31 protein-coding genes and 1 other RNA gene are annotated in these 26,189 nt (G+C 38.7%); 25 read left to right on the plus strand and 7 right to left on the minus strand.

The window, feature by feature from the left end:
- Positions 1-243 precede the first annotated feature (243 nt).
- The 6 genes from AC6CHS_RS02815 to nth all read left to right on the plus strand — a co-directional run bounded on the left by AC6CHS_RS02815 (position 244) and on the right by nth (position 5,049).
- On the plus strand, positions 244-414 hold the full coding sequence (locus tag AC6CHS_RS02815; protein WP_081779338.1) for a YpmA family protein: 171 nt from the start codon (positions 244-246) through the stop codon (positions 412-414).
- Positions 374-910, plus strand: a complete 537-nt coding sequence (locus tag AC6CHS_RS02820; protein WP_498233946.1) for a cell wall elongation regulator TseB-like domain-containing protein — start codon at positions 374-376, stop codon at positions 908-910. Before AC6CHS_RS02815 ends, AC6CHS_RS02820 begins: the two co-directional genes overlap by 41 nt.
- A gap of 15 nt (positions 911-925) precedes the next feature.
- Positions 926-2,113, plus strand: a complete 1,188-nt coding sequence (locus AC6CHS_RS02825; protein ID WP_498233948.1) for a pyridoxal phosphate-dependent aminotransferase — start codon at positions 926-928, stop codon at positions 2,111-2,113.
- A 19-nt stretch (positions 2,114-2,132) separates the two neighbouring features.
- Positions 2,133-3,425, plus strand: a complete 1,293-nt coding sequence (asnS, locus tag AC6CHS_RS02830; RefSeq protein WP_498233950.1) for an asparagine--tRNA ligase — start codon at positions 2,133-2,135, stop codon at positions 3,423-3,425.
- 271 nt (positions 3,426-3,696) lie between these two features.
- Positions 3,697-4,383: a DnaD domain-containing protein gene (locus AC6CHS_RS02835; protein WP_498233952.1), complete on the plus strand. Its 687-nt coding sequence runs from the start codon at positions 3,697-3,699 to the stop codon at positions 4,381-4,383.
- Positions 4,384-4,386: 3 nt separating this feature from the next.
- Positions 4,387-5,049: an endonuclease III gene (nth, locus tag AC6CHS_RS02840; RefSeq protein WP_498233954.1), complete on the plus strand. Its 663-nt coding sequence runs from the start codon at positions 4,387-4,389 to the stop codon at positions 5,047-5,049.
- Positions 5,050-5,092: 43 nt separating this feature from the next.
- Here nth and AC6CHS_RS02845 read toward each other — a convergent pair whose 3' ends face one another.
- Positions 5,093-7,906, minus strand: a complete 2,814-nt coding sequence (locus tag AC6CHS_RS02845) for a PBP1A family penicillin-binding protein (protein ID WP_498233956.1) — start codon at positions 7,904-7,906, stop codon at positions 5,093-5,095.
- Positions 7,907-7,923: 17 nt separating this feature from the next.
- A complete protein-coding gene (recU, locus tag AC6CHS_RS02850; protein ID WP_498233958.1) occupies positions 7,924-8,523 on the minus strand; it encodes a Holliday junction resolvase RecU in 600 nt (199 codons plus the stop codon).
- Positions 8,524-8,642: 119 nt separating this feature from the next.
- Between recU and AC6CHS_RS02855 the strand changes: the two genes are divergently transcribed.
- Entirely contained in the window at positions 8,643-9,605 is a 963-nt protein-coding gene (locus tag AC6CHS_RS02855) for a DUF2515 family protein (RefSeq protein ID WP_498233960.1), read from the plus strand.
- A gap of 182 nt (positions 9,606-9,787) precedes the next feature.
- Here AC6CHS_RS02855 and AC6CHS_RS02860 read toward each other — a convergent pair whose 3' ends face one another.
- Positions 9,788-9,889 (minus strand): hypothetical protein, encoded by a 102-nt coding sequence (locus AC6CHS_RS02860; RefSeq protein ID WP_498233961.1) that lies wholly within the window; start codon positions 9,887-9,889, stop codon positions 9,788-9,790.
- Between the two features lie 157 nt (positions 9,890-10,046).
- On the opposite strand from AC6CHS_RS02860, the gene AC6CHS_RS02865 reads away from it, so the two are divergent.
- From AC6CHS_RS02865 to AC6CHS_RS02910, 10 genes are all read left to right on the plus strand, one after another.
- A complete protein-coding gene (locus AC6CHS_RS02865) occupies positions 10,047-10,262 on the plus strand; it encodes a hypothetical protein (protein ID WP_498233963.1) in 216 nt (71 codons plus the stop codon).
- Between the two features lie 72 nt (positions 10,263-10,334).
- Entirely contained in the window at positions 10,335-10,691 is a 357-nt protein-coding gene (locus tag AC6CHS_RS02870; RefSeq protein WP_379550062.1) for a DUF1798 family protein, read from the plus strand.
- Between the two features lie 43 nt (positions 10,692-10,734).
- Positions 10,735-11,133, plus strand: coding sequence for a cytidine deaminase (locus tag AC6CHS_RS02875; RefSeq protein ID WP_036572864.1), 399 nt, complete (start codon positions 10,735-10,737; stop codon positions 11,131-11,133).
- A 260-nt stretch (positions 11,134-11,393) separates the two neighbouring features.
- Positions 11,394-11,702: a cell division regulator GpsB gene (gene gpsB, locus AC6CHS_RS02880; protein ID WP_498233966.1), complete on the plus strand. Its 309-nt coding sequence runs from the start codon at positions 11,394-11,396 to the stop codon at positions 11,700-11,702.
- 64 nt (positions 11,703-11,766) lie between these two features.
- Positions 11,767-12,144: RNase P RNA component class B (gene rnpB, locus AC6CHS_RS02885), an RNA gene on the plus strand.
- Positions 12,145-12,433: 289 nt separating this feature from the next.
- The gene (locus AC6CHS_RS02890) at positions 12,434-13,573 is read left to right on the plus strand and encodes a THUMP domain-containing class I SAM-dependent RNA methyltransferase (protein ID WP_498233967.1); all 1,140 of its coding nucleotides are present in this window, start codon (positions 12,434-12,436) and stop codon (positions 13,571-13,573) included.
- Positions 13,574-15,073 carry a carboxypeptidase M32 gene (locus AC6CHS_RS02895; RefSeq protein ID WP_498233969.1) on the plus strand — a complete coding sequence of 500 codons (1,500 nt, stop codon included), beginning with the start codon at positions 13,574-13,576 and terminating at the stop codon, positions 15,071-15,073.
- 26 nt (positions 15,074-15,099) lie between these two features.
- Positions 15,100-16,185, plus strand: a complete 1,086-nt coding sequence (locus AC6CHS_RS02900) for a type III polyketide synthase (protein WP_498233971.1) — start codon at positions 15,100-15,102, stop codon at positions 16,183-16,185.
- Entirely contained in the window at positions 16,186-16,707 is a 522-nt protein-coding gene (locus AC6CHS_RS02905; protein ID WP_498233972.1) for an isoprenylcysteine carboxyl methyltransferase family protein, read from the plus strand.
- Positions 16,708-16,888: 181 nt separating this feature from the next.
- Positions 16,889-17,398: an isoprenylcysteine carboxylmethyltransferase family protein gene (locus tag AC6CHS_RS02910; RefSeq protein ID WP_498233973.1), complete on the plus strand. Its 510-nt coding sequence runs from the start codon at positions 16,889-16,891 to the stop codon at positions 17,396-17,398.
- 15 nt (positions 17,399-17,413) lie between these two features.
- Here AC6CHS_RS02910 and AC6CHS_RS02915 read toward each other — a convergent pair whose 3' ends face one another.
- Together AC6CHS_RS02915 and AC6CHS_RS02920 are read right to left on the minus strand one after the other, a co-directional pair.
- Positions 17,414-18,097, minus strand: a complete 684-nt coding sequence (locus AC6CHS_RS02915; protein WP_036572877.1) for a queuosine precursor transporter — start codon at positions 18,095-18,097, stop codon at positions 17,414-17,416.
- 303 nt (positions 18,098-18,400) lie between these two features.
- Positions 18,401-18,601 carry a cold-shock protein gene (locus tag AC6CHS_RS02920; protein WP_036572880.1) on the minus strand — a complete coding sequence of 67 codons (201 nt, stop codon included), beginning with the start codon at positions 18,599-18,601 and terminating at the stop codon, positions 18,401-18,403.
- 327 nt (positions 18,602-18,928) lie between these two features.
- On the opposite strand from AC6CHS_RS02920, the gene AC6CHS_RS02925 reads away from it, so the two are divergent.
- Complete coding sequence (locus AC6CHS_RS02925; protein WP_498233974.1) at positions 18,929-20,599, plus strand: formate--tetrahydrofolate ligase; 1,671 nt, start codon at positions 18,929-18,931, stop codon at positions 20,597-20,599.
- A complete protein-coding gene (locus tag AC6CHS_RS02930; RefSeq protein WP_498233975.1) occupies positions 20,599-21,186 on the plus strand; it encodes an HD domain-containing protein in 588 nt (195 codons plus the stop codon). Before AC6CHS_RS02925 ends, AC6CHS_RS02930 begins: the two co-directional genes overlap by 1 nt.
- Before the next feature lie 79 nt (positions 21,187-21,265).
- On the opposite strand, the gene AC6CHS_RS02935 is transcribed toward AC6CHS_RS02930, so the two are convergent.
- Positions 21,266-21,628, minus strand: a complete 363-nt coding sequence (locus AC6CHS_RS02935; protein ID WP_036572886.1) for a DUF2512 family protein — start codon at positions 21,626-21,628, stop codon at positions 21,266-21,268.
- A 71-nt stretch (positions 21,629-21,699) separates the two neighbouring features.
- On the minus strand, positions 21,700-22,728 hold the full coding sequence (locus AC6CHS_RS02940) for a C40 family peptidase (RefSeq protein WP_498233976.1): 1,029 nt from the start codon (positions 22,726-22,728) through the stop codon (positions 21,700-21,702).
- Between the two features lie 123 nt (positions 22,729-22,851).
- Between AC6CHS_RS02940 and AC6CHS_RS02945 the strand changes: the two genes are divergently transcribed.
- From AC6CHS_RS02945 to AC6CHS_RS02970, 6 genes are all read left to right on the plus strand, one after another.
- Positions 22,852-23,808 (plus strand): thymidylate synthase, encoded by a 957-nt coding sequence (locus AC6CHS_RS02945; protein ID WP_498233978.1) that lies wholly within the window; start codon positions 22,852-22,854, stop codon positions 23,806-23,808.
- A 20-nt stretch (positions 23,809-23,828) separates the two neighbouring features.
- On the plus strand, positions 23,829-24,317 hold the full coding sequence (locus AC6CHS_RS02950; protein ID WP_498233979.1) for a dihydrofolate reductase: 489 nt from the start codon (positions 23,829-23,831) through the stop codon (positions 24,315-24,317).
- A gap of 151 nt (positions 24,318-24,468) precedes the next feature.
- Positions 24,469-24,663, plus strand: a complete 195-nt coding sequence (tatA, locus tag AC6CHS_RS02955; protein ID WP_036572891.1) for a twin-arginine translocase TatA/TatE family subunit — start codon at positions 24,469-24,471, stop codon at positions 24,661-24,663.
- 19 nt (positions 24,664-24,682) lie between these two features.
- Positions 24,683-24,880, plus strand: a complete 198-nt coding sequence (locus tag AC6CHS_RS02960; protein ID WP_036572892.1) for a twin-arginine translocase TatA/TatE family subunit — start codon at positions 24,683-24,685, stop codon at positions 24,878-24,880.
- A 74-nt stretch (positions 24,881-24,954) separates the two neighbouring features.
- Positions 24,955-25,716 carry a twin-arginine translocase subunit TatC gene (gene tatC / locus AC6CHS_RS02965; RefSeq protein WP_238019027.1) on the plus strand — a complete coding sequence of 254 codons (762 nt, stop codon included), beginning with the start codon at positions 24,955-24,957 and terminating at the stop codon, positions 25,714-25,716.
- A 16-nt stretch (positions 25,717-25,732) separates the two neighbouring features.
- A complete protein-coding gene (locus AC6CHS_RS02970; protein WP_498233982.1) occupies positions 25,733-25,942 on the plus strand; it encodes a YozE family protein in 210 nt (69 codons plus the stop codon).
- Positions 25,943-26,189 lie beyond the last annotated feature (247 nt).

Below are 26,189 nucleotides of genomic sequence, written 5' to 3' on the forward strand. Positions count from 1 at the left end.
TTATTGTTCAATAGTAAAGTGAAAAAAACTACTGATGCCTCAATTGTGCATCAGTAGGAAAGATGGTATGGTATAGGTTGGAATAAATTTATTGAATTAAATAAAACACAATCCTTCGCTTACTTGGTATACTGTAATTGCGTTTCACCTTACATCAACATACTTATAGTATAAGCAATGAGCCCTACACTATGTCTAACAATATTTGATAAAACAAGCAGTTCTTTAACTGGAGGGGAAAAGATGGATAATAAAATACAAACCCTGTCAACAGTCAAGCTCCAATATTCATCAGATCTTTATAAAATTGTCGATTCATTAAATCGAACTCTTAAAGAGGATGATTTAATGTTTGGTCTAACATTGGATGAAAATGATGAGAATCAGGCAATCTTCACCATATACAAAACCTAGCTGGCTGAGATGGAGCTTGCTGCTAGTAGGCATTGTAGTAGTAGCAGTAGGGATATATGCTGCATTTTTGTATCATGACATAAACGAAAATCGAACTGCAGGATTTGAAACAACAAAAAAGCAGGTCTTATCTGCTACATCTGTAACAGAGATTGAAAAAGTTGTCACCTTCAATGGGGCAGAGAGCTATCATGTAGTATTTGGTCAAACAGATGAGAATGAAGGCAGACTCGTTTTTTACCCTTTGGAGGGAAAAGAAAAAACCTTGACGACTATTAACGAACAAGAGATGGTTAGTGAAGAAGATATGCTACGTAAGTGGAAAAGCAATTGTACCGATTGTGAATTTATTAAGATCGTACCAGGGATTGTCGATGAAGAAGTACTCTGGGAAATCACGTATCGGGATGCTTCTGACCGTTATGTTCTCGACTACTATGCGATCGAAGATGGTAGTCAATTCGAACAATACCGCTTAAAACAAATGTTTAAATAGAAAGGTGAAAAGTGAATGAACTTAGCGAAAAGAGTAAAAACATTATCACCCTCTTCCACACTTGCTATTACAGCAAAAGCGAAGGAGTTAAAACAGCAAGGACATGATGTAATTGGACTCGGAGCAGGAGAGCCGGACTTTAATACCCCACAATATATCCTCGATGCTGCAATGGAGGCAATGAATGATGGAAGAACAAAATATACACCATCTGGTGGCATTGCAGAATTGAAAGATGCGATTGTGAATAAGTTTCAAACAGATAATCAACTTAGTTATCGTCCTGACCAGATTATTGTAACAACTGGCGCCAAACATGCATTGTACACGTTATTTCAAGTATTATTAGATGAAACAGATGAAGTTATTGTGCCAACACCATATTGGGTAAGCTATCCGGAGCAAGTAAAACTAGCTGGCGGGAACCCTGTTTTTGTAACTGCAAAAGAAGACAATCATTTTAAAATGACACCACAGGAGCTTGAGGCGGCGATTACAGAGAAAACAAAGGCTGTTATTATCAACTCTCCAAGTAACCCAACAGGTATGATGTATACAAAAGCAGAGTTACAGGCATTAGGTGAGTTATGCTTAAAACATAATATCCTTATCGTTTCAGATGAGATTTACGAAAAGCTAATATATACGGATGATGAACATGTATCAGTTGCCCAGTTATCACAGGAATTATATGAACACACCATCGTAATCAATGGTGTAAGTAAATCCCACTCTATGACTGGTTGGAGAATTGGATATGCAGCTGGTCCACAAGAAATTATTAAAGCCATGACAAACCTTGCATCGCATTCTACTTCAAACCCGACATCTATTGCTCAATATGCAGCTTTAGCGGCGTATGAGCAGACTGGTGATACAACATTAGATGAAATGAAGAAAGTATTTGCAGAACGATTGGAAATGCTACACGCGTTGTTAAGTGATATACCTGGTATTAGCTGTATTAAACCAAAAGGCGCTTTTTACTTATTTCCTAATGTTAAGGAAGCAGCAAGCAATTGTGGCTATGCCAATGTAGATGATTGGGTAGCAGCTTTATTAGAAGAGGAAAAGGTTGCCGTTGTACCTGGTTCTGGATTTGGCTCAGAGGATAATATTAGGTTGTCTTATGCTACTTCAACAGAAGCACTTAAGGAAGCAGCCGAAAGAATAAAACGATTTGTTATAAAACATCAATCATAGATGTGTAGGAGGTAGGAAAGTGAAAATTACTATATCGCAAGCACCAAAATATAATGAACAAACCGTTACTATGGGGGCATGGTTATCAAATAAACGCTCAAGTGGTAAAATTGCATTTTTACAATTACGTGATGGGACAGGTTTTATCCAAGGTGTTGTTGTAAAAAGTGATGTCAGCGAGGAAGCTTTTCAGCTCGCAAAAAATATCACACAGGAATCTTCCATGTACATAACTGGTAAGATCGTGGAAGATACAAGATCTCCTTTTGGCTATGAAATGCAGGTCAGTGATATCGAATTGATTCATGAAGCAACAGATTATCCAATTACACCAAAAGAGCATGGGACAGAGTTCTTAATGGACCATAGACATTTATGGCTTCGCTCAAAACGTCAGCATGCAGTGATGAAGATTCGTAATGAGATCATTCGTTCGACTTACCAATTTTTCAACGAAAATGACTATGTAAAGATAGATCCACCAATCCTTACTGGTTCTTCTGCTGAAGGGACAACAGAGCTTTTCCATACTAAGTATTTTGATGAGGAAGCATACCTCTCTCAAAGTGGACAATTGTACATGGAAGCAGCTGCAATGGCTTTTGGTAAAGTATTCTCTTTTGGGCCAACCTTCCGTGCCGAAAAATCTAAAACGAGAAGGCATCTTATCGAGTTCTGGATGATAGAGCCTGAAATGGCGTTTGTAGACCATGAGGAAAGCTTAGAGATACAAGAGCAATATGTTAGCTTTATCGCACAAAATGTTTTAGAGAACTGTAAATTAGAGTTGGATGTTCTCGAGAGGGATACATCGAAATTGGAAGCTATTAAAGCGCCTTTCCCAAGAATTTCTTATGACGATGCGATTACATTACTTCAAGAAAAAGGATTTACAGATATTGAATGGGGCGAAGACTTTGGCGCACCACATGAAACGGCTATAGCAGAAAGCTTTGACAAGCCTGTATTCATTACAAACTATCCAAAAGATATTAAAGCTTTTTATATGAAACCACATCCAGATCGTTCAGATGTTGTGTTATGTGCGGATTTAATTGCTCCAGAAGGTTATGGAGAAATTATTGGAGGATCTCAACGTATTGATGATCTACAATTAATGCAGGAACGCTATGAAGAGCATGGTCTAACTGGACAAGCTTATAAATGGTACCTCGAACTTCGCCAATATGGAAGTGTACCACATTCTGGTTTCGGCCTCGGCTTAGAAAGAACGGTAGCATGGTTATCAGGTGTAGACCATGTAAGAGAAACGATTCCATTCCCACGTTTACTAAATCGTTTGTATCCATAAGTATCGATTAAGTTTTTAAAACGTAATCCCTTGCCTTTATAGTGCAAGGGATTTTTATTCCGTTTCGGTAGGAAAAATAGAAGGGGACAGGTAACTTCAGAGAAATATCTCTTGTAACCAATTTCAGTCCTATAGGCATTTTACGCTTAAAAAATGATGTGTCAAAACGCGAATAAATGGTGAAGTTTCACACTGAAAAGTATTACACTAGACAATGCAAATCGAGATTTTTCTAACTTTATCATGCTATACTTACAATTGAGGTGTTAATATGAAGAAGCCATTGCAAATTCAACAAATATTATTGAATCAAATTAATATACCAATAAAACTTTTAACTTCTTTTCAAACGCTGGGGCTAGACGAAACAGATGTCATGCTTCTTTTGCAAGTACAACAATTTCAACAAAAGGGTATTGGGTTTCCCACCCCAGCAGAACTATCCGATAATATGACAATAAATGAGGAACAATGCTCCAATTTATTACGCAAGCTAATTCAAAAAGGAGTACTGGTTATTGAACAAAATAACAATAAAGACACGGAAAAGATTAGTGAAGTATATTCTTTAAACGAGTTATGGGAAAAACTCTATGCGGAAAAGGAAGAAAAATCGGAAGAACATACAGATGGGACGATTTTTGTTCTGTTTGAACAAGAATTCGGTAGACCACTCTCACCTTTTGAAATTGAAACAATCAATGGTTGGCTTGATGAAGATAAACAAGCTGCCTCTTTAATTAAGGCAGCCTTAAGAGAATCAGTCTTAATGGGCAAGTTGAATTTCAAGTACATTGATCGTATTTTAAGAGAATGGCACAAGAAAGGAATCCACACGGTAGAACAAGCAAGAGATGCGAGTAAAAAGTTTCATGGCAATCAGACTACAAAACAAGACGGCCCTCGTACTAAACGGGACACATCTTTTTACTATAACTGGCTAGAAGGGGAGGATTAGCCAATGCTGAATAAAAAACAAATACGATTTTGTTTGGATGAAATAACAAAAATGTTTCCCGATGCGGAATGCGAATTAAAGCACGCTAATCCTTTTGAGCTAGTGATAGCAGTTTTATTATCCGCCCAATGTACAGATGTACTTGTAAATAAAGTAACCGCTGAACTCTTTAAAAAGTATAAGGCACCGGAGGACTATCTTGCAGTTTCCCTTGAGGAATTACAACAAGACATACGTTCCATCGGCTTATATCGTAATAAAGCGAAAAATATTCGTAAACTATGTGAAGTATTAATTGAGCATTATGGTGGGGAAGTACCGAGGACAAAAGCAGAACTGGAGAAGCTGGCTGGTGTCGGTCGTAAAACTGCGAATGTTGTAGCATCTGTTGCGTTTAACGAACCAGCAATCGCTGTAGATACGCATGTAGAGCGGGTATCTAAACGCTTAGGTATTTGTAGGTGGAAGGATTCAGTTGTTCAAGTTGAAGAGACGTTGATGCGGAAAGTGCCTATAGAAGAGTGGAGCGATACACATCACCGATTAATATTCTTTGGCAGGTATCATTGCAAAGCGAGAAATCCTGAGTGCCCAACATGTCCGTTACTAGACCTTTGTAGAGAAGGGCAAAAACGAATGAAGAAAGAAAAAGAGGTAAACGCATAGTAACTGCGTTTACCTCTTTTTAGATTAGAAGAAGGGGGGAAGATTAATTCCCACTACCTTCCTCGTCATCACTTCCACTTTCTTCGTCTGTACCTTCATCATTGTTTCCATTGCCATTTCCGTTATTTCCATTACCCTCACCATTGTCTTCATTATTACCTTCATCATTATTTCCCTCATCAGAGCCCTCATCACTTTGGTCTCCGCTGTCCTCATCGTCACCGCTACCTTCGCCAGTATCTTCTTCCGCCGCTGGCACCGTGACGCTTGTTGACTGAGATTCACCCTCGACGCCTTCATTTGCGCCATTTTGACCAATAGGTGTCACGACAATATCATACGTTTCACCAGGTGAGGCACCACTAATTTCAATGCCATTGGATTCAACTGTCTGGGTTTGACCGTTAACCGCTACCTCAAAAGAGGCTGGTGGCCCATTGTAATTCCATGACACATCGATAATGGAGGCATCTTTATTATATTTAGCAGATAACCCACTAACAGGCGGGATATTTCCTCCTTCTTCTTCCTCATCACCGCCAGGAACGGAAACCGAGGTCGTTGCCGGTTCACTTTGCATATCCCCGTCATTGCTTGTTGCAACTACCTGTATTGTATAGTCAGTACCAGGTTCTACTTCAGATATCTCCATAGATGTATCTTCGGTTGTCGAGAGACCTTGCATTTGACCATCATCTACCTGAGCACTTACTTCAAACGAAACATCTGCATCACCGTCGTAATCCCATGTAATTTCAATCGCGTTACTATCTTCGTTATAGCTTGCAGATAGCCCGCTTACAGGATCAAGTTCATCAAACTTTTCAGAGGTGTCATCTGGTTCTGTTCCCTTTACGAAGAGCTCCGTTACGATTTGGGAAGAAGGGGTGTAGTCACTTGGCTTTGCTGCAGGGCGAGACCCTTTTTCTACTGCCGCTTCTACTACTGAATCTGGCTTATTAAAATCGCTATTCTCTACATTTTGCGAGATCTCTGCCATTGTATTACTAAACAGGGCATGTGGTATTTTCGTTTGACCATTCGGAATTGCTGCTCTTTGTCCATCCTCATTCGTGTATCCACCTGTCCAGACAGAAATCGTATAATTCGTTGAGTAACCAGTAAACCAGGAGTCCGGGCTTCCTGACTCGTCAGGTAAACTCGTTGTTCCAGTCTTACCTGCTACTGTCACACCTGGAACATTAGCAGCGGTACCTGTGCCATCGGTAATTACCGTTTTCAGCATATCCGTAATCATGTAGGCCGTGTAATCAGCCATCACGGCTTCAGCCTCTGGCTTTAATTCGACGGTCCTGCCATCAGGGAATTCAACACTGGTAACGGCATAAGGGTCATTGTATAAACCTTCATTCCCGAATGCTCGATATGCTCCCGCCATTTGTAATGGTGTTACGTTCGTACCGGTTCCTCCTAGTACATCACCTATCGTAACAGTATCATCTGCAAAATTTATTCCTAAGCCTTCTGCAAAGTTCTGTGCGTTATCATAGCCTACTTCTTCTAATGTTTTCACAGCTGGAACGTTAAGCGATTGATTTAGTGCATGTCTTGCACTCATCCAACCTGCATAGCTTCGGTTCCAGTTTCTAATTGGGCTTTCCCCGCCATAATCATATGGCTTATCATCATTAATCTGATGATAGGTAGACATCTTGTTATATTCGATAGCTGGACCGTATGCCAAAAGAGGTTTCATCGTAGAACCACCTTGTTGTCCACCTTGAATGGCGTAATTGTATCCCGTACCATTCCCATTCCTGCTACCGCCAATTGCTCGAATGGCACCATTTTTTGTATCAAGCACTGTCATCCCTGCTTGCATTTCATCATCAGGGTAGGGGATAGGGTTTTCCTCACTATCTGTTAGAAGAAACTCTACGTGTTCCTGGATGCTTGTATCAATAGTAGTCTGTATTTTAAGGCCATCTGTATAAATATCTGCACCATCAACTTTTTGTTCTACTTCACGTTGTACTTGCTTCAGAAAATCCTTGTAAGGTATAGAATTTTCGCTTACTCCGGCCAGCATGGAAGGGATATCTACTTCTCTTGCTTCATCCGCATCTTCTTGTGATATCTTTCCATGACGTACCATAAGCGTGAGGACAGTATCCATGCGTTCTTTGGTTAAATCTGGATTTTCATATGGATTGTATGCTGTTGGACGCTGAGGTAAACCTGCCAAAATTGCAGCCTCTGCAAGGGTAAGCTCGCTTAAGTCCTTCTTGCCAAAATAAGTTTCAGCAGCCTTTGCAACGCCATATGCACCGCTACCGTAGAAAATTTTGTTTAGGTACATTTCCAATATTTCTTCTTTGGAATATTCACGTTCCAGTTTTAGAGCAAGCCACTGCTCCTGAACCTTTAAGCTGATCTTTTTTTCAGCAGACAAAAAGGATTTTTCCACTACCTGTTGGGTAATTGTACTAGCTCCTTCTGATCCAAAGCCATTCTTAAAGTTTGCAATAACGGCACCACCGATGCGTCGTAAGTCAATTCCGGAATGCTCGAAGAATCTGGCATCCTCAGTAGCCGTGACCGCATCTATCAGTACCTGCGGTAAGTCATCATAGCTGATTTTTGTTCTTTTCTCTTCCCCCAGTGTTGCAAATACTTCTCCATCCTTATCTAGTATTTGAGAAGCAAGGGGATCGGATAATTTTGATTCATCAAGGTCGGGTGCTGTTGCAATCCAATAAGCTGCGGTTGCCCCAGCACCTATTCCCATAATAATAAAGATAAGTAGCATAATAAGTAGGATTTTTTTCCATAAAGGCTTTTTCGATGATTTCTTTTGTTTTCTTCTTGCTGTACGAGATTGGCTATTATTGGCCATAACTCATTCCTCCGTCTCTAAAAATAAAGCTTATCAATGATAGCTAAATAATCAATTCTTGCCTGATATTGAAAGGGGATTAGGTGCCCTTCCTGACATATCTGGTCGTAGCTTATCGATTTTCTTCCACCTTTTAATTTGTCGTCCCAGTGCTGAAAAAGTTTCTCAGCAGGTAAAAAGTACGTCTCTTGATATAAAGTAAATCGAATTAGTAAGAAACAAATACCACCATGTTCCACAACAGAACGCATATGAGCAACTTGGTGATCATGGATATTTGCTAATGGAAATAACGTTTTGTTTTTCGTTTCTTTGGCTTCAAAGTCTATATGCTTGCTTCGGTATACACCATTATAGTCAGTGGTTGATGCTTGTTTGAAATATGCTTCTGTTATTACAGCAGCACTCCTTTTTGGGTAATTTACCTTAACAATTTGAACAGGTGTTGGTTTTTTATGAATAATCGCCTTGTCCGTATCAAGGTAAAAGCGGTTTGTTTCATTAATATCTTCTTCTAACGTCATTCCTCTGTTACTAAAAGCATGGTTTGCTGCACTGGAGGGTCTACTTTGAGAAGGTTGTGTTAACGATCCTTTTTTTCCATTTGGGTAGTTCATTAAAAAAATCCTCCTTGCATATTACAGTATCATATCAGATATAGTAGGAAATGATAACTGTAAAAGCATCAATTGGATGAGAATGAAACAAAATATAGCAAACGAAAGCAGGTTCATCCATGTACGGAGACGACTCATTCGATCCATATATCCATTATATAATAAACACCACAAGGAAGCATAATAAAGACAATATTTCTCGGACAAAGGCTTACCAGAACTTCTATTTAGAAAACCCGGAAATTAAATGGGCCTTTCTTGCAAGCATGGTTTCTAGAAATGCAGGCTGGAACATGACTGACCTTCATTTACAACCTTTTAAAAAAATCTTAGGAAAAAAAGAAAGAGACCAGTTATTTATGACGTATGAGCGAGCAAATTGGCTGATTTTTTCAGATGCTTTCCCTCAGTTACTAGTATATAACCTTTCCAAGCAAGCAGGAAAACCGCTGTTTCATTTGTTGAAAAAGTTTCACGTTTCATCATTTATGATCGAGCAATGGATTTTATTTTGGGAAAGGCAGGAACGCGACAAGCTTATGATCGCCCTAATCATTAATGAACAAAATGTAATCCAAGGTCCAGTTGTGAAACAAACGTACTTTCAGTATCATGTTTTTAATCAACTTCCATACATAATGCAGAATTTTTTACGTTTGAATGCTGTATTATTCCCAACTAGTTCCTCAGAAGTGTTCGGGTCGTATGTTCATGGATTTACAAATATCTCGAAACGAATAGGCTTAGGTGTCCGACTTGCTAATATACTCTATTCCCCGAATGTTTATGACAAATCCCTTTATTTTGCTAAAACACAAGAACATACTGGCTCACGCAGGGATTATGAACCATATTTACCTGCACATTATCCGTACGCTCCAATGTTACGCGTACTCTACCCAGTAATTAAACATCAGGATAATATTCGTAAAGATTGGTGGAAGACAGGGGGTATTCCTAGTAAATGGTGGCAAACACCAAAAGAGTCACCTTTGAAGGACATGAAAAAAACATATTATAGGAAACGCGACTTACTATTCGGATACTATTATATGAAGTACGCAATTAGGCCCGACTGGTAAATATCCAGCCGGGCCTGATGCTTACTATTTATCCCGGAGCAACCGTCCGTAAGACTCCCACTTCAAAACATGAAGTGAAACCGTGATGTTTAAGTGGGAGTAAACGGACGCTAACACCCCGATTCGTTCAACTACCAATCAGTGAGGGAAGAACGAAAACCCCCACTGATTGAAGTTTCACTTTATGTGGAAGGGCGATTCGGACCTTGTAGCTTCTTATCCCCAGTTTTTAGAGAGCGGGACTTTTCGCTTTCTGCTTTTTGCTTTTGCTTTTTCTTATTCATTACTATCCCTCCTTCGCTTATTAGTTTGTCTCATTATCGCTAAATGATAAGTAATTCCACTTCTTTTGTTATCTTCTTACTTCTTTTGTCGAACAGGCAGGACACTTTCATTCTGACGCGAATAAAACAAATACACAATGAAGAGGAGTGGGTGTAAATGGGGCTGGCAATAAAGTATGTAGAGAGTAGTGTCAATGGAGTAGAAAAGAATTCGGTGGAACTGCACTTACAAGGATTAGCTGATCAAGTTAGAAGAATGGATCAGAAATTAACAACACGTTTGGATCGTACTATTTCTGAAGACTTTGAAACACAGCAATTAAGGATAAGTCATACACGCTCAACTATCAGAGGGGCATTTTCGCTAAAGTAGAAGGTGCATTTTCTGTAAATTGATGATAAAGTATTGAGGTAGAGTATGAAGGCAAAAGGCGGTTGTTTTAATATGAATTTACTCGAACAGACAGAGAAACTTCAGCAATATCTAATCACGCTGAAAGACAAATTTGAATACAGTGAGCCACCTGAAAATAAAAAAGATAGAGAATTCTTTTTACAGGTTAAGCAGGAAACAGAACCGGTTTATGAGCTCCTTAACCAATGGGAGCAGTCCGCATTAGAGGCGGTAAAGAACAGGGAGGTACAGGTACACCCACACCAAGTAACTTCCACAAGAGAGAACATGGAGTTAATGCTTATGCATAGCTACTATATTGATGCGAGAAGGAAACGGTATATGGAATTAAACAATTCTATCCATTATGTACTGGATCAAATCCATCGGGAGTTGTCCCAAGCATAATACCGTTTTACATAAATTAAGAATGATTACTGGGGGATACAAAATGACGAAAGATAAATTGATTGAAGAAGCATTGAAGATGAGAGAAAAAGCTTACATCCCATATTCCTCATTTCCCGTGGGGGCTGCTTTGTTAACGAAATCTGGTAAGCTTTATACTGGCTGTAATATTGAAAATGCAGCATATCCTGTAACATGTTGTGCCGAAAGAGTGGCCATTTTTAAAGCAATCTCAGATGGTGAAAGGGAATTTACAGAAATGGCGGTAGCAGCTGATATGAAACGTCCAGTGCCGCCGTGCGGTTCTTGTCGACAAGTGATGAGTGAGTTTTTTGATAGTGAAATGGTGATCCACTTGACGAATAATGAAAAAATGGTTAAAACTGTGACCATGGAGGAACTTCTTCCTTTTTCTTTTCACCAATCCGATATGGAAAAGTAATCGCATGTTCTTTACATCAGTCCACTATCTGGACTGATGATATACCTATAATGAATAGTACAAGCATGGTATAGAACGAAAAGTAAAGGGAGCTGATCTTTCAGGTTCCTTTTTTATTGGTAAACTGGTACCATATAGGTATGCGAAACGTTCAATTTGCATAACGATGTATAAAATAAGTTTCGGATAAATAGACTTTACATTGACAATAAGTTTGTATTTTGGAAAAATAGGCATGTAAATAGGATGAGGTGATAAAATTGAGTTTAAGTCAAGTTCAATTTAGTGGGAAAGACATACTTGAGAAAGAATTTAAAACAGGTATGCGAGGATACAATCAGGAAGAAGTGGACGAGTTCCTAGACAAGATCATTCAAGATTACGATCTATTTAAACAAGAAATTGACCGATTACAACAAGAGAATGACCGACTTAAGAAAACAACATCAGATCAAACAAGAAGCCGATCTACACAACCAGCGCCCCAAATGAATTATGATGTTTTAAAAAGATTATCCAACTTGGAGAAAGCTGTTTTTGGTAAAAAGTTTGCAGAAACGGATAACTAGGTTTATGTAAAGCAGAACTTGTCGAATCAGCAAAAAAATGGTACAATAGGGAAACTGAACATAAATACTCACGTAATCGCTGCATGCTACATGCAGAGGAAAGTCCATGCTCACACAAACTGAGATGTTTGTAGTGTTCGTGCTTGACGAATTCATAAGTCAAGGTAACCTTTATGGTTAACGGCAGGAGGTATTCCTAAGTCTTCGGATATGGAATACGTACCTTGAAAGTGCCACAGTGACGTAGCTGAATGGGAAACGATTCAGGTGGAACGAGGTAAACCCCACGAGTGAGCAACCCAAATTTTGGTAGGGGCATCCTTCAGTAGGGAAATGAACCGAAGTAGGGACAAGTTTTACACTTGTAGATAGATGATTACAACCAATGTACGAGGCTGACCACCATTTGTAGTACGTTGGCGACAGAACATGGCTTATCGAGTATTTATTGGTCTATCATAACAGAAATGAAAACCTTGCTTACAGCAATACTGTGAGCAAGGTTTTTTTAATATTTTATGAGTTTTTATTGTATAGGATTAGATCAGCATCCCATATGTCCATAATAAATACCGAATAAGCTTTTAGTTAACAAGTTGGTGATGAGGTGCTCCTCAAGCCCATTATGCCGGATGGTAAGCTGTTAACTCAATGGATATGGATTCATCTTTTACAAAGGATTATGATAAACTGAAAAAGAATTAATTTCGAGATATGAAAGGATACATTACATGCAGAATGTTACATTGATTGCAACTGCAGCAATGGGACTTGAATCAATTGTTGCGAATGAAGTAAAAAGCTTGGGGTATGAAGTACAAGTAGAGAATGGCCGCGTTGTTTTTGAAGCACCGGTTTCTGCTATTCCACGGTGTAACCTATGGCTCAGAACAGCAGATAGGGTCCGATTACTTGTAGGAAGATTTAAAGCTTATACGTTTGATGAGTTATTTGAAGCAACGAAGGGCTTACCATGGGAGTACTATATTTCTGAAGAAGGACAGTTTCCGGTATCAGGGAAATCAGTCCAATCCAAATTATTTAGCGTTCCAGATTGTCAAGCTATTACCAAAAAGGCAATTGCAGAACGACTTAAGCTAAAGCATGGTGTTGCCTCTAAAATGCCAGAGACAGGGGCTCTTTACAAGGTTGAGGTTTCCTTATTAAAGGATGAAGCAATGCTAACCATTGACACATCTGGTGTAGGTCTTCACAAAAGAGGCTACAGAATTGGCCAAGGTGAGGCTCCACTTAAAGAAACAATGGCTGCAGCACTTGTATTACTGACGAACTGGAAAGCTGAGTATCCATTAATTGATCCGTTTTGTGGTTCAGGCACGATTCCGATTGAGGCCGCTATGATTGGACAGAATATCGCTCCTGGCTTCAATAGGGAATTCGCTTCAGAAGGTTGGTCGCTTATTAAAGCAAAACATTGGGAAAAAGCCTTTGAAGAAGCAGAGGACAAGGCAAATTATGACCAGAAACTTGAAATTACGGGGTCCGATATTGACCATAAGCTAATTAAAATTTCTGAAGGTAATGCCACGGAAGCTGGGTTTGGTGACTTAATCTCTTGGAAGCAAATGCAAGTAAAGGATTTATCTATTAAAAAAGAAAATGGGTATATCATTGGCAATCCACCATATGGGCAACGACTTAGCGATAAGGAAGCGGTAGCGAAGATTTATCATGACTTTGGATCTGTTATGCAAGAGCATCCTAGCTGGAGTGTTTATATCCTAACTGCTTTTGAAAAATTTGAGAAACAGTATGGAAAAACTGCTACCAAAAAGCGTAAACTATTTAATGGGTTTATAAAAACAGACTACTACCAATACTTTGGAAAGAAAACCAAGGGGGAGAAGTAATTGGAGAACACATATTTAATCGAGAAGGACTTTAAAGAACTGTTAAAAGAACAAAGCGCTTATAAGGAAGCAATAGCTCTTGCTCATTGGGACATGAGAACAAAGATCCCAAAAAAGGGAGTGGAGCAGCGTTCAGAAATGGTTGGTTTTCTAGCTGAGAAGCTTCACCAACTTGAAACATCCGAGAAGATGAAATACTTCATAGACGTGCTGAAGGATAATACAAAAGACGATATTATAGGAAAAACGGTTGAAGAATGTGAGCAGAATTATGAGAGAAATCGCAAAATCCCACATGATGAATTTAAAGAATATGTGATGCTCCAATCTAAATCCGAGGCAATCTGGCAAGAAGCACGAGAAAAGTCAGACTTTACGCTTTTTCAGCCATACTTAGAAAAGCTTGTGGACTATAATAAAAAGTTTGCTAATTACTGGGGATATGAGAAAAATATTTACGATGCATTGTTACATAATTATGAACCAGGTGTCACAACAGAAACTTTAGATCAAGTGTTCCCTGCGTTACGTAATTCGCTAACAAGTTTGCTGGATAAAATCAATCAAAGCAATGTAAAACCAGACCCACAAGTGCTCAAAGGGCATTTCCCCAAAACAAAGCAGGAAGCTTTTACGTTAGATATTTTAGAAAGAATGGGGTATGACTTCAGTTCTGGAAGGCTTGACGAAACCATACATCCTTTTGCTATTTCACTAAACATTAACGATGTTCGCGTAACAACTAGATATGATGAAGAAGACTTTCGTATGGCTGTGTTTGGTACAATCCACGAAGGTGGGCATGCGCTTTACGAACAAAATATAAAACCCAATTTGGCAAGTACTCCACTGGCTACTGGAACTTCTATGGGAATTCATGAATCACAATCCTTATTTTGGGAAAACTTTGTAGGTAGAAGTGAATCATTCTGGTCTAGTCATTATGAGTTATTTAAAAATTATGCCCCAGAGGCGTTTCAATCTGTACCATTAAATCAATTTTATCGAGCTGTAAATGAAGTTAAACCTTCCTTTATTCGCATAGAGGCAGATGAGTTAACTTATCCACTTCATATTATGATTCGATATGAACTTGAGAAAGCACTCATTAACGGCGAGATAGACGTGAAAGATTTGCCTAGTTTGTGGAATGAAAAAATGAAAGATTATTTAGGTATAGTACCGCCTTCAGATAAAGAAGGTGTACTACAAGACATTCATTGGTCCGGAGGAGATTTTGGTTATTTCCCATCCTATGCTCTTGGTTATATGTATGCTGCTCAATTTAACCATACATTGAACAAGGAAATGAATGTGAACAACCTTATTGCCTCAGGGGAATTCGATCAAATTAGAGAGTGGTTTACCAAACATGTTCACCAATATGGGAAAATGAAAAAGCCATTGGAGATAGTCAACGATGTGACGGGTGAAGCATTGGATGCAAGGTATCTCGTCGACTATTTAACGAAGAAATATAGCGGTATCTATCAATTTTAAACGAATAAACTGTTGGAAGGTGCGTTATGACATACATTTGTTCAACTGGGTTAGGGGTTCCCCCCAATGCGATACAACAAGAAGAGATTACGGGACTAGTTCAAGATATTTTCCGTAGTTCCAGTAGGCATATCACAAGGCTACTTCCTGTTTTTAAAAATGCTGAGGTTGCCACGAGACAATTTGTGGTTAATAAAGATTGGTTTCGGTCAGACCATAGTTTTAAAGAGCGAAACGAGCTTTATCAACAACATGCTGTAACGACTTCTCTAGAAGCAATTGACAATTGTTTAACTAACGATAATTTCTTAAAAAAGGAAGTTCCCCATGCTGCTATTGATATGATATTATTTGTTTCTAGCACTGGGATAGCGACACCTTCTATTGATACCTACTTATATAATCAGAGAGGTTTTCGCAGTGATATAAAACGCATGCCGCTATGGGGGCTAGGTTGTGCAGGGGGAGCTATTGCTCTGTCCCGTGCCCATGACTGGATTACAGCAAACCCAGATAAAACAGCACTTATCGTATGTTGTGAATTATGTAGTTTAACCTTTCAAAAAAGCGATCTAAAAAAAAGTAATATAATAGGAAGCGCTTTATTCGGTGACGGAACAGCCGCTGTCTTATTAATGGGCGAGACGTCCCCTTATCGAAGCCATCTTAAAACAAACCCTGCTAAAATCTTGCATACTAGTTCCCGGACGAAAAAGCATAGCACGGATGTAATGGGATGGGATGTAACAGATCAAGGATTAGAAGTTATCTTTTCAAGGAGCATTCCATCCTTGGTGCATTCATTTTGGAGGGAACATAGTTCAGCTTTTTTTATAGAAAGGGAGCTTGAAGAAGACATGATCCATTCCTATATTGCCCATCCCGGTGGTAAAAAAGTGCTGGAAGCGATGGAGGAGGTCCTGGAAACGTCGAAAACGAAATTGAAGCATTCTTATCGCGTTTTAAAAAACCATGGAAATATGTCTTCTGCTACCGTTTTCTTTGTCTTAAATGAAGCGATGAAGGAGCAGAACCCTGCGAAAGCAAAAAGTGTACTTTCTGCTCTCGGACCTGGCTTTAGCTCAGAATTGTTGTTACTGGAGTGGTCATAAATGTTACCAGTATTTTTATGGGTCATATTTATTTATCTTGTTGTTCAAAGGCTAGTAGAGGTAAACATCGCCAAACGGAATGAGCGGTGGCTCAAAGCACAAGGTGGCGTGGAAAAAGGGGAAGAACACTATAAATGGTTTATTATTGTCCATACTCTTTTCTTCTTGTCTATTCTTTTAGAAGTTTATACAAGAAAAGCGCCTGTACAAAATCCTGGGCTGGTTTTACTAACACTATTTATCTTAACGCAAGTTTTACGGGTATGGTGTATTACATCACTAGGGAAGTTCTGGAACACAAAGATTATTGTTTCACCAAACTACCCATTGATTAAAACGGGTCCATATAAATACATCTCCCATCCTAATTATGTTGTGGTTGGGATAGAGCTCTTTATTATACCCATTATGTTTCAAGCCTATTTGACCAGTATTATATTCCCGATCCTGCATATTATCCTCCTCCTTATCCGTATCCCAGCAGAGGAGCGGGCACTAAGGGAGACATCCTTTTCTAAATGATCTACTAAATGAGAGACAGTCAACAATACGTTGATTGTCTCTTTTTATTTTTTATATAGATAATTTATGAGTACAAAAGGACTCAAACACCAAAACACCGTTGAAATTGCTTGTATTTCGACTTCATAAATTAACAACCTAATGCAAATACTAAACAGAAAAAGTAGAGGAGAGGGTTTTGGTGATAGTATCCTGGATGTGGTTTGCAATCGTTGGCTTAGTAGTAGAAAGAATTGCTACCAAACAGATTTCTAGCAGAAATGAACGATGGCTTTTAGAAAAAGGGGGGAGAAGCTCCATCGAAAAGCATTATCGTGGCTTATTAATTGTGCAGTATTTAAGCTATGGTGCCATTCTGTTTGAATTGATATTTTTAAGACAATCAACCGTCACCTTTAATATGTTCTTCTTTGTTTGCTGTGTCATCATTCTCAGTGGGAAATGGTGGTGCATTCGATCTGCAGGAATGTTCTGGAACGCAAAGAAGATTACATTACCAAGGGTAAGATTGTTTAAACAAGGGCCGTACAAATATGTAAAACAACCTGAATATGTTATTACATTATTGGAAATTGCTTTTATTTCCTTCTTATTTGGAGCTTATATCACGGCGTGCGTCTTCCCCTTTTTATATATGATCTATTTTAAATCAATTCAAAGCGGAGCACAAAAGGTCTATACCAATGCTTAAAGAAAAAGGCCAGCATTAGCTGGCCTTTTCGTTGTTCATCCTTTTTGCAATATACATAAAAGGTGTGTCTAAGAGTGCGACGATAAATTTTATAACATATGTTGTTAAAAGTATCTCCAGCCATACAGAAAACGGAAATTGTCCGTAGAAGGCTATTGTGCAAAACACGACTGAATCCAACAATTGACTTATTACAGTACTACCATTGTTTCGAATCCATAGCTGCCGGTCAGAAGGAAAGAGTTTTCTCAGTTTGTCATATATCCATACATCAAAATATTGACTAATAATATATGCTGCGAGGCTTCCGGCTGCAACCCGAACTACTAAGCCGAAGATGGTAGCAAGTGACCCTTGTGCAATATCATCAGCTGCTGGTTGAAACGCTAGTGCGAACTGCATTACAACGGTCATGGTAATTAAAGTAGCAAACCCAAGCCAGACGGCTTTTTTAGCTTCTTTCTTACCATATTTTTCGTTGATTATATCGGTTGCAAGGTATGCTGTTCCATACATAATATTCCCTAACGTTGCTGTCAGACCGAGCAGCTCAACCGTTTTTAGTACTTGCATATTGGCGACGACAGTTGACATCCCAATCCACACAAAGAGTCCTGTTTTACCAAATAAACGATAAAACAAGAGTAAACAAGAAAAATTGATTAGTGCAAACAAAATCCATATAAGTTCATTTGACATGTAAATGCCTCCTTAGTTTTGATAACGCGGGAGTTTGCGAACCGCGAAAATATTATTATAGCATATTTTTAGCTAAATGCACGAAAGAGATAAAGTGAAACTTCAATCAGTGGGGGCTTTCATTCTTCCCCCACTGATTGTTAGTTGAACGAATCGGGGTGTTATCGTCCGTGTACTCCCACTTAAACATCACGATTCCACCTCATGTTTTGAAGTGGGAGACTTACGGACGGTTGCACCGGGACAAAATAAACAGAAAAAGCGGTAATCCTTTTACAGATTACCGCCTCTATATACGTTCACTTATTTTTTTGTTACATTTGCAGCTTGTGGTCCACGTTCGCCTTCAACTATTTCAAAGGATACTTCTTGTCCTTCTTCTAATGATTTGAAGCCTTCCTCTTGGATTGCAGAATAATGCACGAATACATCATTTCCTTCTTCTAATTGGATGAAACCGTAGCCTTTCTCTGCGTTAAACCATTTTACTACTCCGTTTTCCATGAATATAATCCTCCTAGAAACTTTCACGTTCGAAATTAGAAACGTGTTAATACAAAGCAGATTTATAGAACATAAATGAAGGCAGCTTCTATAGAAGTGTAGGATCACGTTACATCCACTTCTATAGAAGCTGCCTGTGTCATAAAGGATCCATACATCTTCTTTGCTTGTGTCTAATATAGCTTATATAGACATGTCAGTCAAGAAATAGACTGTATATTTAAATGATTTTCTAGGAATTTTTTTAAAATACAGGTATAATGTAACCATTTCAAAATAATTTTCTACATTTCGACAAACCAGCAAATAGAAAAGAGGAATAAGAGAGTGAAATCAGACATTGAAATTGCACAGGAAACAACTTTAAAACCGATTCACGACATTGCAACAGATCTTGGCTTATCAGAAGAAGACTGGGAACCGTATGGTAGAACGAAGGCAAAACTCTCCACAGGTCTCTTAGAAAAGTTAGAGGAACAGCCCGATGGGAAAATAGTTTTAGTCACCTCTATTAATCCCACTCCAGCAGGTGAAGGAAAGTCGACCGTAACAGTAGGTTTGGGACAAGCATTAAATAAACTTGATAAAAAGGCAATTATTGCGTTACGTGAACCGAGTCTTGGACCTGTAATGGGCTTAAAAGGTGGCGCTGCTGGTGGAGGATATGCTCAAGTTCTTCCAATGGAGGATATCAACCTGCACTTTACGGGAGACTTACATGCTATCACAACAGCGAATAACGCGTTGTCTGCGCTTATTGATAATCATATACATAGAGGGAACAATCTACATATCGATCCAAGAAGAGTGGAATGGAACAGGGTACTTGATATGAATGATAGAGCATTACGCCAAGTTGTAGTAGGACTAGGTGGACCTACCAAAGGCGTTCCTAGAGAAGATGCTTTTAGTATTACGGTTTCCTCTGAGATCATGGCTGTTTTATGTCTGGCCAAGGACCTTCACGATTTAAAACGCCGGCTTAAGAAGATTGTAATAGGCTACACCTACGATGAAAAGCCAGTTACAGTTGATGATTTAGATGCAGAAGGTGCATTAACTGTATTACTAAAAGATGCATTAAAGCCTAATCTTGTCCAGACAACGGAAAATACGCCTGCTATCATTCATGGTGGTCCGTTTGCTAATATTGCTCATGGCTGTAATAGTATCATTGCAACCAAAACAGCAGCAAAGCTAGGGGACTATGTTGTTACTGAGGCTGGATTTGGAGCAGATCTCGGTGCAGAGAAATTTTTAAACATTAAATCACGTGCAGGAGGCATCCAACCTAGTGCTGTGGTCATTGTTGCTACCCTCCGCGCTTTGAAAATGCATGGTGGCGTTGGGAAAAGTGAACTAACAACCGAAAATGTGGAAGCAATTGCAAGTGGGGTTGAAAATTTAAAGAAACATATAGAGACAATCGAATCATTCGGCCTTCCATATGTTGTAGCAATTAATAAATTCCCGACGGACACTCAAAAAGAAATAGACTTTTTGAAAGAATGGTGCTTCACGAATAATGTAGAAGTAGCACTCACCGATGTATGGAAGAACGGTGGAGCAGGCGGCATCGACTTAGCAGAAAAAGTTATCAAAAAAGCGGAAGAACCGGCTACAAGCTTAAAATATACATACGATCTACACGATCCTCTAGAAGAAAAAATAAGAACTGTAGCCCAAACCATCTACGGAGCAGATGACATCGTATTAAGCGCTAAAGCTCGCTCCCAATTAGTATTTTTCGAAAATCTGGGGTGGGGTAGATTGCCTGTGTGCATGGCAAAAACCCAATATGCTTTGTCTAATGACCCTTCACAGGTAGGACGCCCAACAGGATTTACAATTCACATACGGGAACTACGAGCTTCTGTTGGGGCGGAATTCATTGTGGTGTTGACTGGGGATGTAATGACAATGCCAGGCTTACCAAAGCATCCCGCTGCATTAAACATGGATGTGACAGAAGATGGCAAGATAGTAGGGTTATTCTAATGGAGAAGCATGAGCAATTAACTGCAATTCGGCAGTATGTAACAAACTCCTTTAATAATGAACGAACAGGCCATGATCTTTATCATTTACAACGCGTCACCCGTATGGCGATGAAAATCGCTGGGGAAGAGAATGCTAATATATTTCAATGTGAGGCTATTGCATGGTTGCATGATGCGGCAGATCATAAGCTTGTAGAAAATGAAGAGGCGGCAATACAAGAATTAGAAAACTTTTTAGAGTCTCTTCAATTAACTAGACCTAATATTGAAGCCATTGTAAAAGGAATAAACGCCATTTCGTTTAGTAAAGGTAAAGTACCATCCTCGCTGGAAGGTAAAATTGTTCAAGATGCCGACCGCCTTGACGCCATAGGTGCTATTGGTATTGCTAGAGCTTTTACTTTTGGCGGAGCAAGGGGGAAATTTATGTACCATGAACAGGATAATGATAATACGATTCAACATTTCTATGATAAATTATTAAAACTGAAATCAACCTTGCATACGAGTACTGCAAAATCACTAGCAGAGGATCGACATCAATTTATGCAACAATTTTTGGAGAAGTTTCATCAAGAATGGTAAGTAAAATTAGAAATAGCAGGCATCCTCACAACGGTGCCTGCTATTTCTAACATATACTTTTTCATCCTTATAGACCTTTTTAGCGTAAAATGCCTTCTTTCTTTATTCTTCCACTATTGATTAGCCAATTATGTTGAAAGATCTCAGTAATAACGAGAATGACTGCTGTTAGAATGGCTCCAAGTAAGGTTACACCAGTGTTTGCAAACACCCATGCCCCAATATATATCCCGACAGCAGATATAACAAAATCCATTGCTAGAACAAAGCCTTTCGTTTTTCTACCAAGAAACATGAGCTCTCCCATATAACCAATAACAGCTAACACTGCTCCCAACAAAATCGGCTGATACCAAGCAGCAAATTGCACATTTGGCAATATCCAGGATGAAACAACAATTCCCAACGGTGTGATGATTAATTTCAATAAGAGGCCTGTCATAGAATCCACCTTTTACTCTTTTGATAGCTTAGTATATGTAATCAGCTATTTCTTATCCGAACATATCCTATCTATTTCATAACCCGTTTGGATCCAATATATCTTTCTTTCCAATACTCATTATTTAAGTTCGTGACCTCAACGCCGCGCGATTCACCAGCGTGAATGAATTTTCCATCGCCAATATATATTCCCATATGGGAAGGACCTGGTTTATAGGTTTCAAAGAAAACCAAATCTCCAACAGACTTTGAATCGACAGGTTTAGCAAAATTCCACATATCACTTACCGTTCTTGGAGTTTCGATCCCCTGCATGTTGAACACGTATTGGATAAAACCGCTACAGTCAAAACCTGCTGGTGTAGTGCCGCCCCATACGTAGGGAACACCAACAAAGGAGTGCGCCTGGGAAACGATGCTTCCACCGTTAATTCCTTCAACAACTACCTGCTTTTTTTCTTCCTCTTTTTCTTCTTTAACATTTTCCTTTTCACCAGCGTTACTTACTTGAGCCTTTACTGCTTCTGATTCAACCTTGTTTTGGACTGTCACCTTTACGGCTGGAGCTTCGGCCAACTCAATGCCATCATGTTCATTGCTTGCGGTAATAAGTGCTTCTTTCGTAAGCGGTCCATATATACCATCGATATTTCCTTTATAATAACCAAAATACTGAAGGGCGTTTTGAACTGTTTCTACATTTTCTCCTGTTAATCCTGGATATACTTCTGTGGAAAGACTTTGGATTTGTTTTAAATAGAGATCTTTTTCGGTATCTATCAAGGCCTGGATAGTTTGTTCATCTGCTTGGCCGTTGATTGTTATATTATAATCTGCCTGAAAGTTTTTCAAAGCATGGGCAGTTAAAACACCATATTCTCCATCTAATTCAGCATCAAAATATTCTAGCTTATTAAGCTTTTTCTGAAGAAGTTTAATAGACTCTCCGTGTTCTCCAAACTCTAGCTGTTCTGTTTCCATTAATTTTTTATTTTGCAGTTCAGGGTATGCATCGACGTACGTAACAAGCGGCTGACTAAGTACATAACTACACAATATGGAATGTTTTACCACATGTTCCATTGTTCCATTCAGCATGCAACAATCCCCTTTCCCGATATGAAAGCTCTTAACAGATTTATGTAGAAAATTATATTTTCATGCGTTACGTTTATGTTACAATAAACATTAATTTGAGATTATTGAAGTGGGGAGATCATAATGATAACTGGTGAACAAGCTTACTTAGATTTGTGTAAACATATTTTGGAGCACGGAACAAAAAAGGAGGACCGGACAAATACTGGAACATACTCTGTTTTTGGTCATCAAATGCGATTTGATCTTAGTAAAGGATTTCCACTATTAACTACTAAAAAAGTTCCTTTTCGTCTTGTTGCTTCTGAACTGTTATGGTTCATAAAAGGTGACACCAATATACGTTATCTTTTAGAGCATAATAATAATATTTGGAATGAGTGGGCCTTCGAAAAGTGGGTTAATAGCACAGAATATAAAGGACCTGATATGAAGGACTTCGGAAACCGCAGTCAGGTGGACGAGGCATTCAAAGCGCAATATATAGAGCAAATGAACCTTTTTAAGCAAAATGTATTGCAGGATAATGATTTTGCTGCCAAGTATGGAAGTTTAGGGTCCGTATATGGGAAACAATGGAGAGAATGGAAAACCTCAAACGATACAACCATTGACCAGTTAAAAGATGTAATTACATCTATTAAACATAACCCTGATTCCCGACGTCATATCGTTTCTGCTTGGAATCCTGAAGATGTACCAACAATGGCTTTACCGCCATGTCACACTTTATTTCAATTTTATGTAGCAGATGGGAAACTATCTTGCCAACTATATCAGCGAAGTGCCGACGTCTTTTTAGGTGTACCTTTTAACATCGCAAGTTATGCACTGCTAACACATCTTATTGCATATGAATGTGGCCTTGAAGTTGGCGAATTCGTTCATACCTTAGGTGATGCGCATATCTATCTAAATCATGTTGAGCAGGTAAAGACACAATTAGACAGAGATGTTCGTAGTATGCCTAAGTTAAACATTACGGGAGACAAGCAGTCTATCTTCGACTTTGAGATGAGTGATTTTGCTGTAGTGAATTATAATCCTCATCCGTCTATTAAAGCACCAATCGCAGTTTAGGGAAAAAAGGAGGGAATAGAATGATATCTTTGTTATTGGCGATGGATCAGAACAACCTGATTGGACGAAACAATGATCTTCCATGGCATTTACCTAAAGATTTACGATTCTTTAAGGAAAAAACGTTAGGCAATACAATTATCATGGGAAGAAAAACCTTTGAGTCAATAGGATTTCCGCTACCCAAAAGAGAAAATATTGTGATCACCAGCGCTTCAGAGTTAGAAAAAGGGGTAACCTGTATATCGAGTGTGGACACTATTGTGGAATGGAACAAAATGAACCCTGAAAAAGAATACTTCGTTATCGGTGGTGGCCGTTTATTTGAGCAAGTTCTGCCATTTGCTGACCGAATGTATATTACGTTGATTGATGAAGCCTTCCAGGGAGATACTTACTTTCCCGAAATCTCTTATAAGGACTGGGAAGAGACATCTAAGATAAAAGGAGAAAAGGACGAGAGTAATCCTTATGATTATTACTTTATCCAATATGATCGAGTTAAATGATTGACTGTGAAAAGTGAATGAAATAATTTAAAGTGATTAAACTAAGAAGAGACACATAAAAGCTTGTTCGTCTATGGGCTTCCATGGTAAACTAAGGGAAACAAGTCTGTATCATCAAGACATAACTTTAAAGAGTAGAGAAGGTGTTTAGATGTTTTCAAGTATTGGATTTCCTGGATTGATTCTTATCCTTATCATAGCACTTGTTATCTTTGGTCCGAAAAAACTTCCAGAAATAGGGAAAGCAGCGGGACAGTCATTAAGTGAGTTTCGCAAGTCAACCCGTGACCTAACTAACGATGACTCATACGATGAAAAAGAAGTCACTAAAAGTGAAACAAAATAAAACTTGGGAGTGAAATGAAATGTTCAGTAGTATCGGCATCCCGGGCTTAATATTAATTTTAATTGTTGCTTTAATTGTTTTTGGACCTTCTAAGCTACCAGAAATCGGCAAAGCTTTTGGAAGTTCTCTGAAAGAATTTAAAAATGCTACAAGAGATATTGTTTCAGATGAAGAAACCACCAACAAAAGTAATAATCATACATCAACTAAAAATTAATGAATGAAGGTGTAAGGTACATACCCTTGCATCTTCTTTTGTGTCTGCTAAGATATAATTCAGGAGTGTGGAATATGTCAGACAACAGTACAGATTTACATGAGAAGGAAATGAACGTAACGGGACATCTAACAGAGTTGAGAAATAGAATAATTGTTACAGCAGTTTTCTTTGTAGCCTTTTTCGCTTTGGGATTTATTTATGTGAAGGACATCTATCACTTTTTCACAGCAGATCTCAGTTTTCAGCTAAACATTATTAGCCCTGGTGAGACGATTTGGCTTTATTTTACCATGGCAAGTCTTGTGGCAATCGCTGGTACAATACCAGTATTAACATACCAGATTTGGGCATTTATTAAACCTGGATTAACAGACCTTGAGAGAAAAGCCTCCATGGCATACATACCTGCTGTATTTTTACTGTTTATTGCTGGTTTAGTATTTGGCTATTACTTATTCGTAGAATTAATACTGCCTTTTTTACTTGGTTTAAGTGAAGGTATGTTTAACGAGATGTTTACAACAGAAAAGTACTTTAAATTTATGTTGCGCGTTACATTGCCATTTGCGATCCTGTTTGAGATTCCAATCATTGCAATGTTTCTAACCACAATTGGTGTTCTAACACCAGAATTTATGCGCAAGAGCCGAAAATACGCCTATTTAATCTTGATTATTATAGGCACTATTGTCACGCCACCTGATTTCTTACTACAACTCGTTGTAGCAGTACCATTAATTCTTCTCTATGAAATCAGTATACGTCTTTCAGCATTCGTTTATAGGAAGAAATTAAAAAGGCATCAAGAATTTATGGATCAGGAGGAGCTGTAACAGAGGAGGAATATACATGCGCTCTTTTTATCATTATTTAATGACCTATCGTGGGAAGAAAAGGCCTGACAATAAATCACAGTTGGCGGACTGGGCATTTTACGACCATAACTTTCCACGGCATTCTACTGACTACGACGAGTTAAGTAGCTACCTCGAGTGGAACAGTCCTTTTGCTACGGCGTTGGTGACCTTCGATGCGTTGTGGGATGATTATAAAAAATAAAATTTACAATGAGTGGAAGAGCTGTCTAAAAGGCAGCTTTTTTATTTATTAATATTCAAACAAACGTTTGATCAAAAATTACATGAGTTAAGAAAAGCGGTAGCAGTCTTTATAAATAAGGAAGGAAGCATTATCCCACCATAATGGTTCCCCTTTCGACAAATTAAGCCCCTTCATCGGCGAGAAACTGTTGAATCATGCGGTTGCCCGGGAAATATTCCATTAAATTATTCCCCCTATTTCTTAG

Source organism: Oceanobacillus sp. GQ8 (assembly GCF_059758495.1).

What these genes read in the sequence shown, in the direction of transcription:
- AC6CHS_RS02815 (WP_081779338.1), top strand. Translation starts at nt 244, where the DNA reads ATGGATAATAAAATACAAACCCTGTCAACAGTCAAGCTCCAATATTCA.
- AC6CHS_RS02820 (WP_498233946.1), top strand. Translation starts at nt 374, where the DNA reads ATGATGAGAATCAGGCAATCTTCACCATATACAAAACCTAGCTGGCTG.
- AC6CHS_RS02825 (WP_498233948.1), top strand. Translation starts at nt 926, where the DNA reads ATGAACTTAGCGAAAAGAGTAAAAACATTATCACCCTCTTCCACACTT.
- AC6CHS_RS02835 (WP_498233952.1), top strand. Translation starts at nt 3,697, where the DNA reads ATGAAGAAGCCATTGCAAATTCAACAAATATTATTGAATCAAATTAAT.
- nth (WP_498233954.1), top strand. Translation starts at nt 4,387, where the DNA reads ATGCTGAATAAAAAACAAATACGATTTTGTTTGGATGAAATAACAAAA.
- AC6CHS_RS02845 (WP_498233956.1), bottom strand. Translation starts at nt 7,906, where the DNA reads ATGGCCAATAATAGCCAATCTCGTACAGCAAGAAGAAAACAAAAGAAA.
- recU (WP_498233958.1), bottom strand. Translation starts at nt 8,523, where the DNA reads ATGAACTACCCAAATGGAAAAAAAGGATCGTTAACACAACCTTCTCAA.
- AC6CHS_RS02855 (WP_498233960.1), top strand. Translation starts at nt 8,643, where the DNA reads ATGTACGGAGACGACTCATTCGATCCATATATCCATTATATAATAAAC.
- AC6CHS_RS02860 (WP_498233961.1), bottom strand. Translation starts at nt 9,889, where the DNA reads ATGAATAAGAAAAAGCAAAAGCAAAAAGCAGAAAGCGAAAAGTCCCGC.
- AC6CHS_RS02865 (WP_498233963.1), top strand. Translation starts at nt 10,047, where the DNA reads ATGGGGCTGGCAATAAAGTATGTAGAGAGTAGTGTCAATGGAGTAGAA.
- AC6CHS_RS02870 (WP_379550062.1), top strand. Translation starts at nt 10,335, where the DNA reads ATGAATTTACTCGAACAGACAGAGAAACTTCAGCAATATCTAATCACG.
- AC6CHS_RS02875 (WP_036572864.1), top strand. Translation starts at nt 10,735, where the DNA reads ATGACGAAAGATAAATTGATTGAAGAAGCATTGAAGATGAGAGAAAAA.
- AC6CHS_RS02890 (WP_498233967.1), top strand. Translation starts at nt 12,434, where the DNA reads ATGCAGAATGTTACATTGATTGCAACTGCAGCAATGGGACTTGAATCA.
- AC6CHS_RS02900 (WP_498233971.1), top strand. Translation starts at nt 15,100, where the DNA reads ATGACATACATTTGTTCAACTGGGTTAGGGGTTCCCCCCAATGCGATA.
- AC6CHS_RS02905 (WP_498233972.1), top strand. Translation starts at nt 16,186, where the DNA reads ATGTTACCAGTATTTTTATGGGTCATATTTATTTATCTTGTTGTTCAA.
- AC6CHS_RS02915 (WP_036572877.1), bottom strand. Translation starts at nt 18,097, where the DNA reads ATGTCAAATGAACTTATATGGATTTTGTTTGCACTAATCAATTTTTCT.
- AC6CHS_RS02920 (WP_036572880.1), bottom strand. Translation starts at nt 18,601, where the DNA reads ATGGAAAACGGAGTAGTAAAATGGTTTAACGCAGAGAAAGGCTACGGT.
- AC6CHS_RS02930 (WP_498233975.1), top strand. Translation starts at nt 20,599, where the DNA reads ATGGAGAAGCATGAGCAATTAACTGCAATTCGGCAGTATGTAACAAAC.
- AC6CHS_RS02935 (WP_036572886.1), bottom strand. Translation starts at nt 21,628, where the DNA reads ATGACAGGCCTCTTATTGAAATTAATCATCACACCGTTGGGAATTGTT.
- AC6CHS_RS02940 (WP_498233976.1), bottom strand. Translation starts at nt 22,728, where the DNA reads ATGCTGAATGGAACAATGGAACATGTGGTAAAACATTCCATATTGTGT.
- AC6CHS_RS02945 (WP_498233978.1), top strand. Translation starts at nt 22,852, where the DNA reads ATGATAACTGGTGAACAAGCTTACTTAGATTTGTGTAAACATATTTTG.
- AC6CHS_RS02950 (WP_498233979.1), top strand. Translation starts at nt 23,829, where the DNA reads ATGATATCTTTGTTATTGGCGATGGATCAGAACAACCTGATTGGACGA.
- tatA (WP_036572891.1), top strand. Translation starts at nt 24,469, where the DNA reads ATGTTTTCAAGTATTGGATTTCCTGGATTGATTCTTATCCTTATCATA.
- AC6CHS_RS02960 (WP_036572892.1), top strand. Translation starts at nt 24,683, where the DNA reads ATGTTCAGTAGTATCGGCATCCCGGGCTTAATATTAATTTTAATTGTT.
- tatC (WP_238019027.1), top strand. Translation starts at nt 24,955, where the DNA reads ATGTCAGACAACAGTACAGATTTACATGAGAAGGAAATGAACGTAACG.
- AC6CHS_RS02970 (WP_498233982.1), top strand. Translation starts at nt 25,733, where the DNA reads ATGCGCTCTTTTTATCATTATTTAATGACCTATCGTGGGAAGAAAAGG.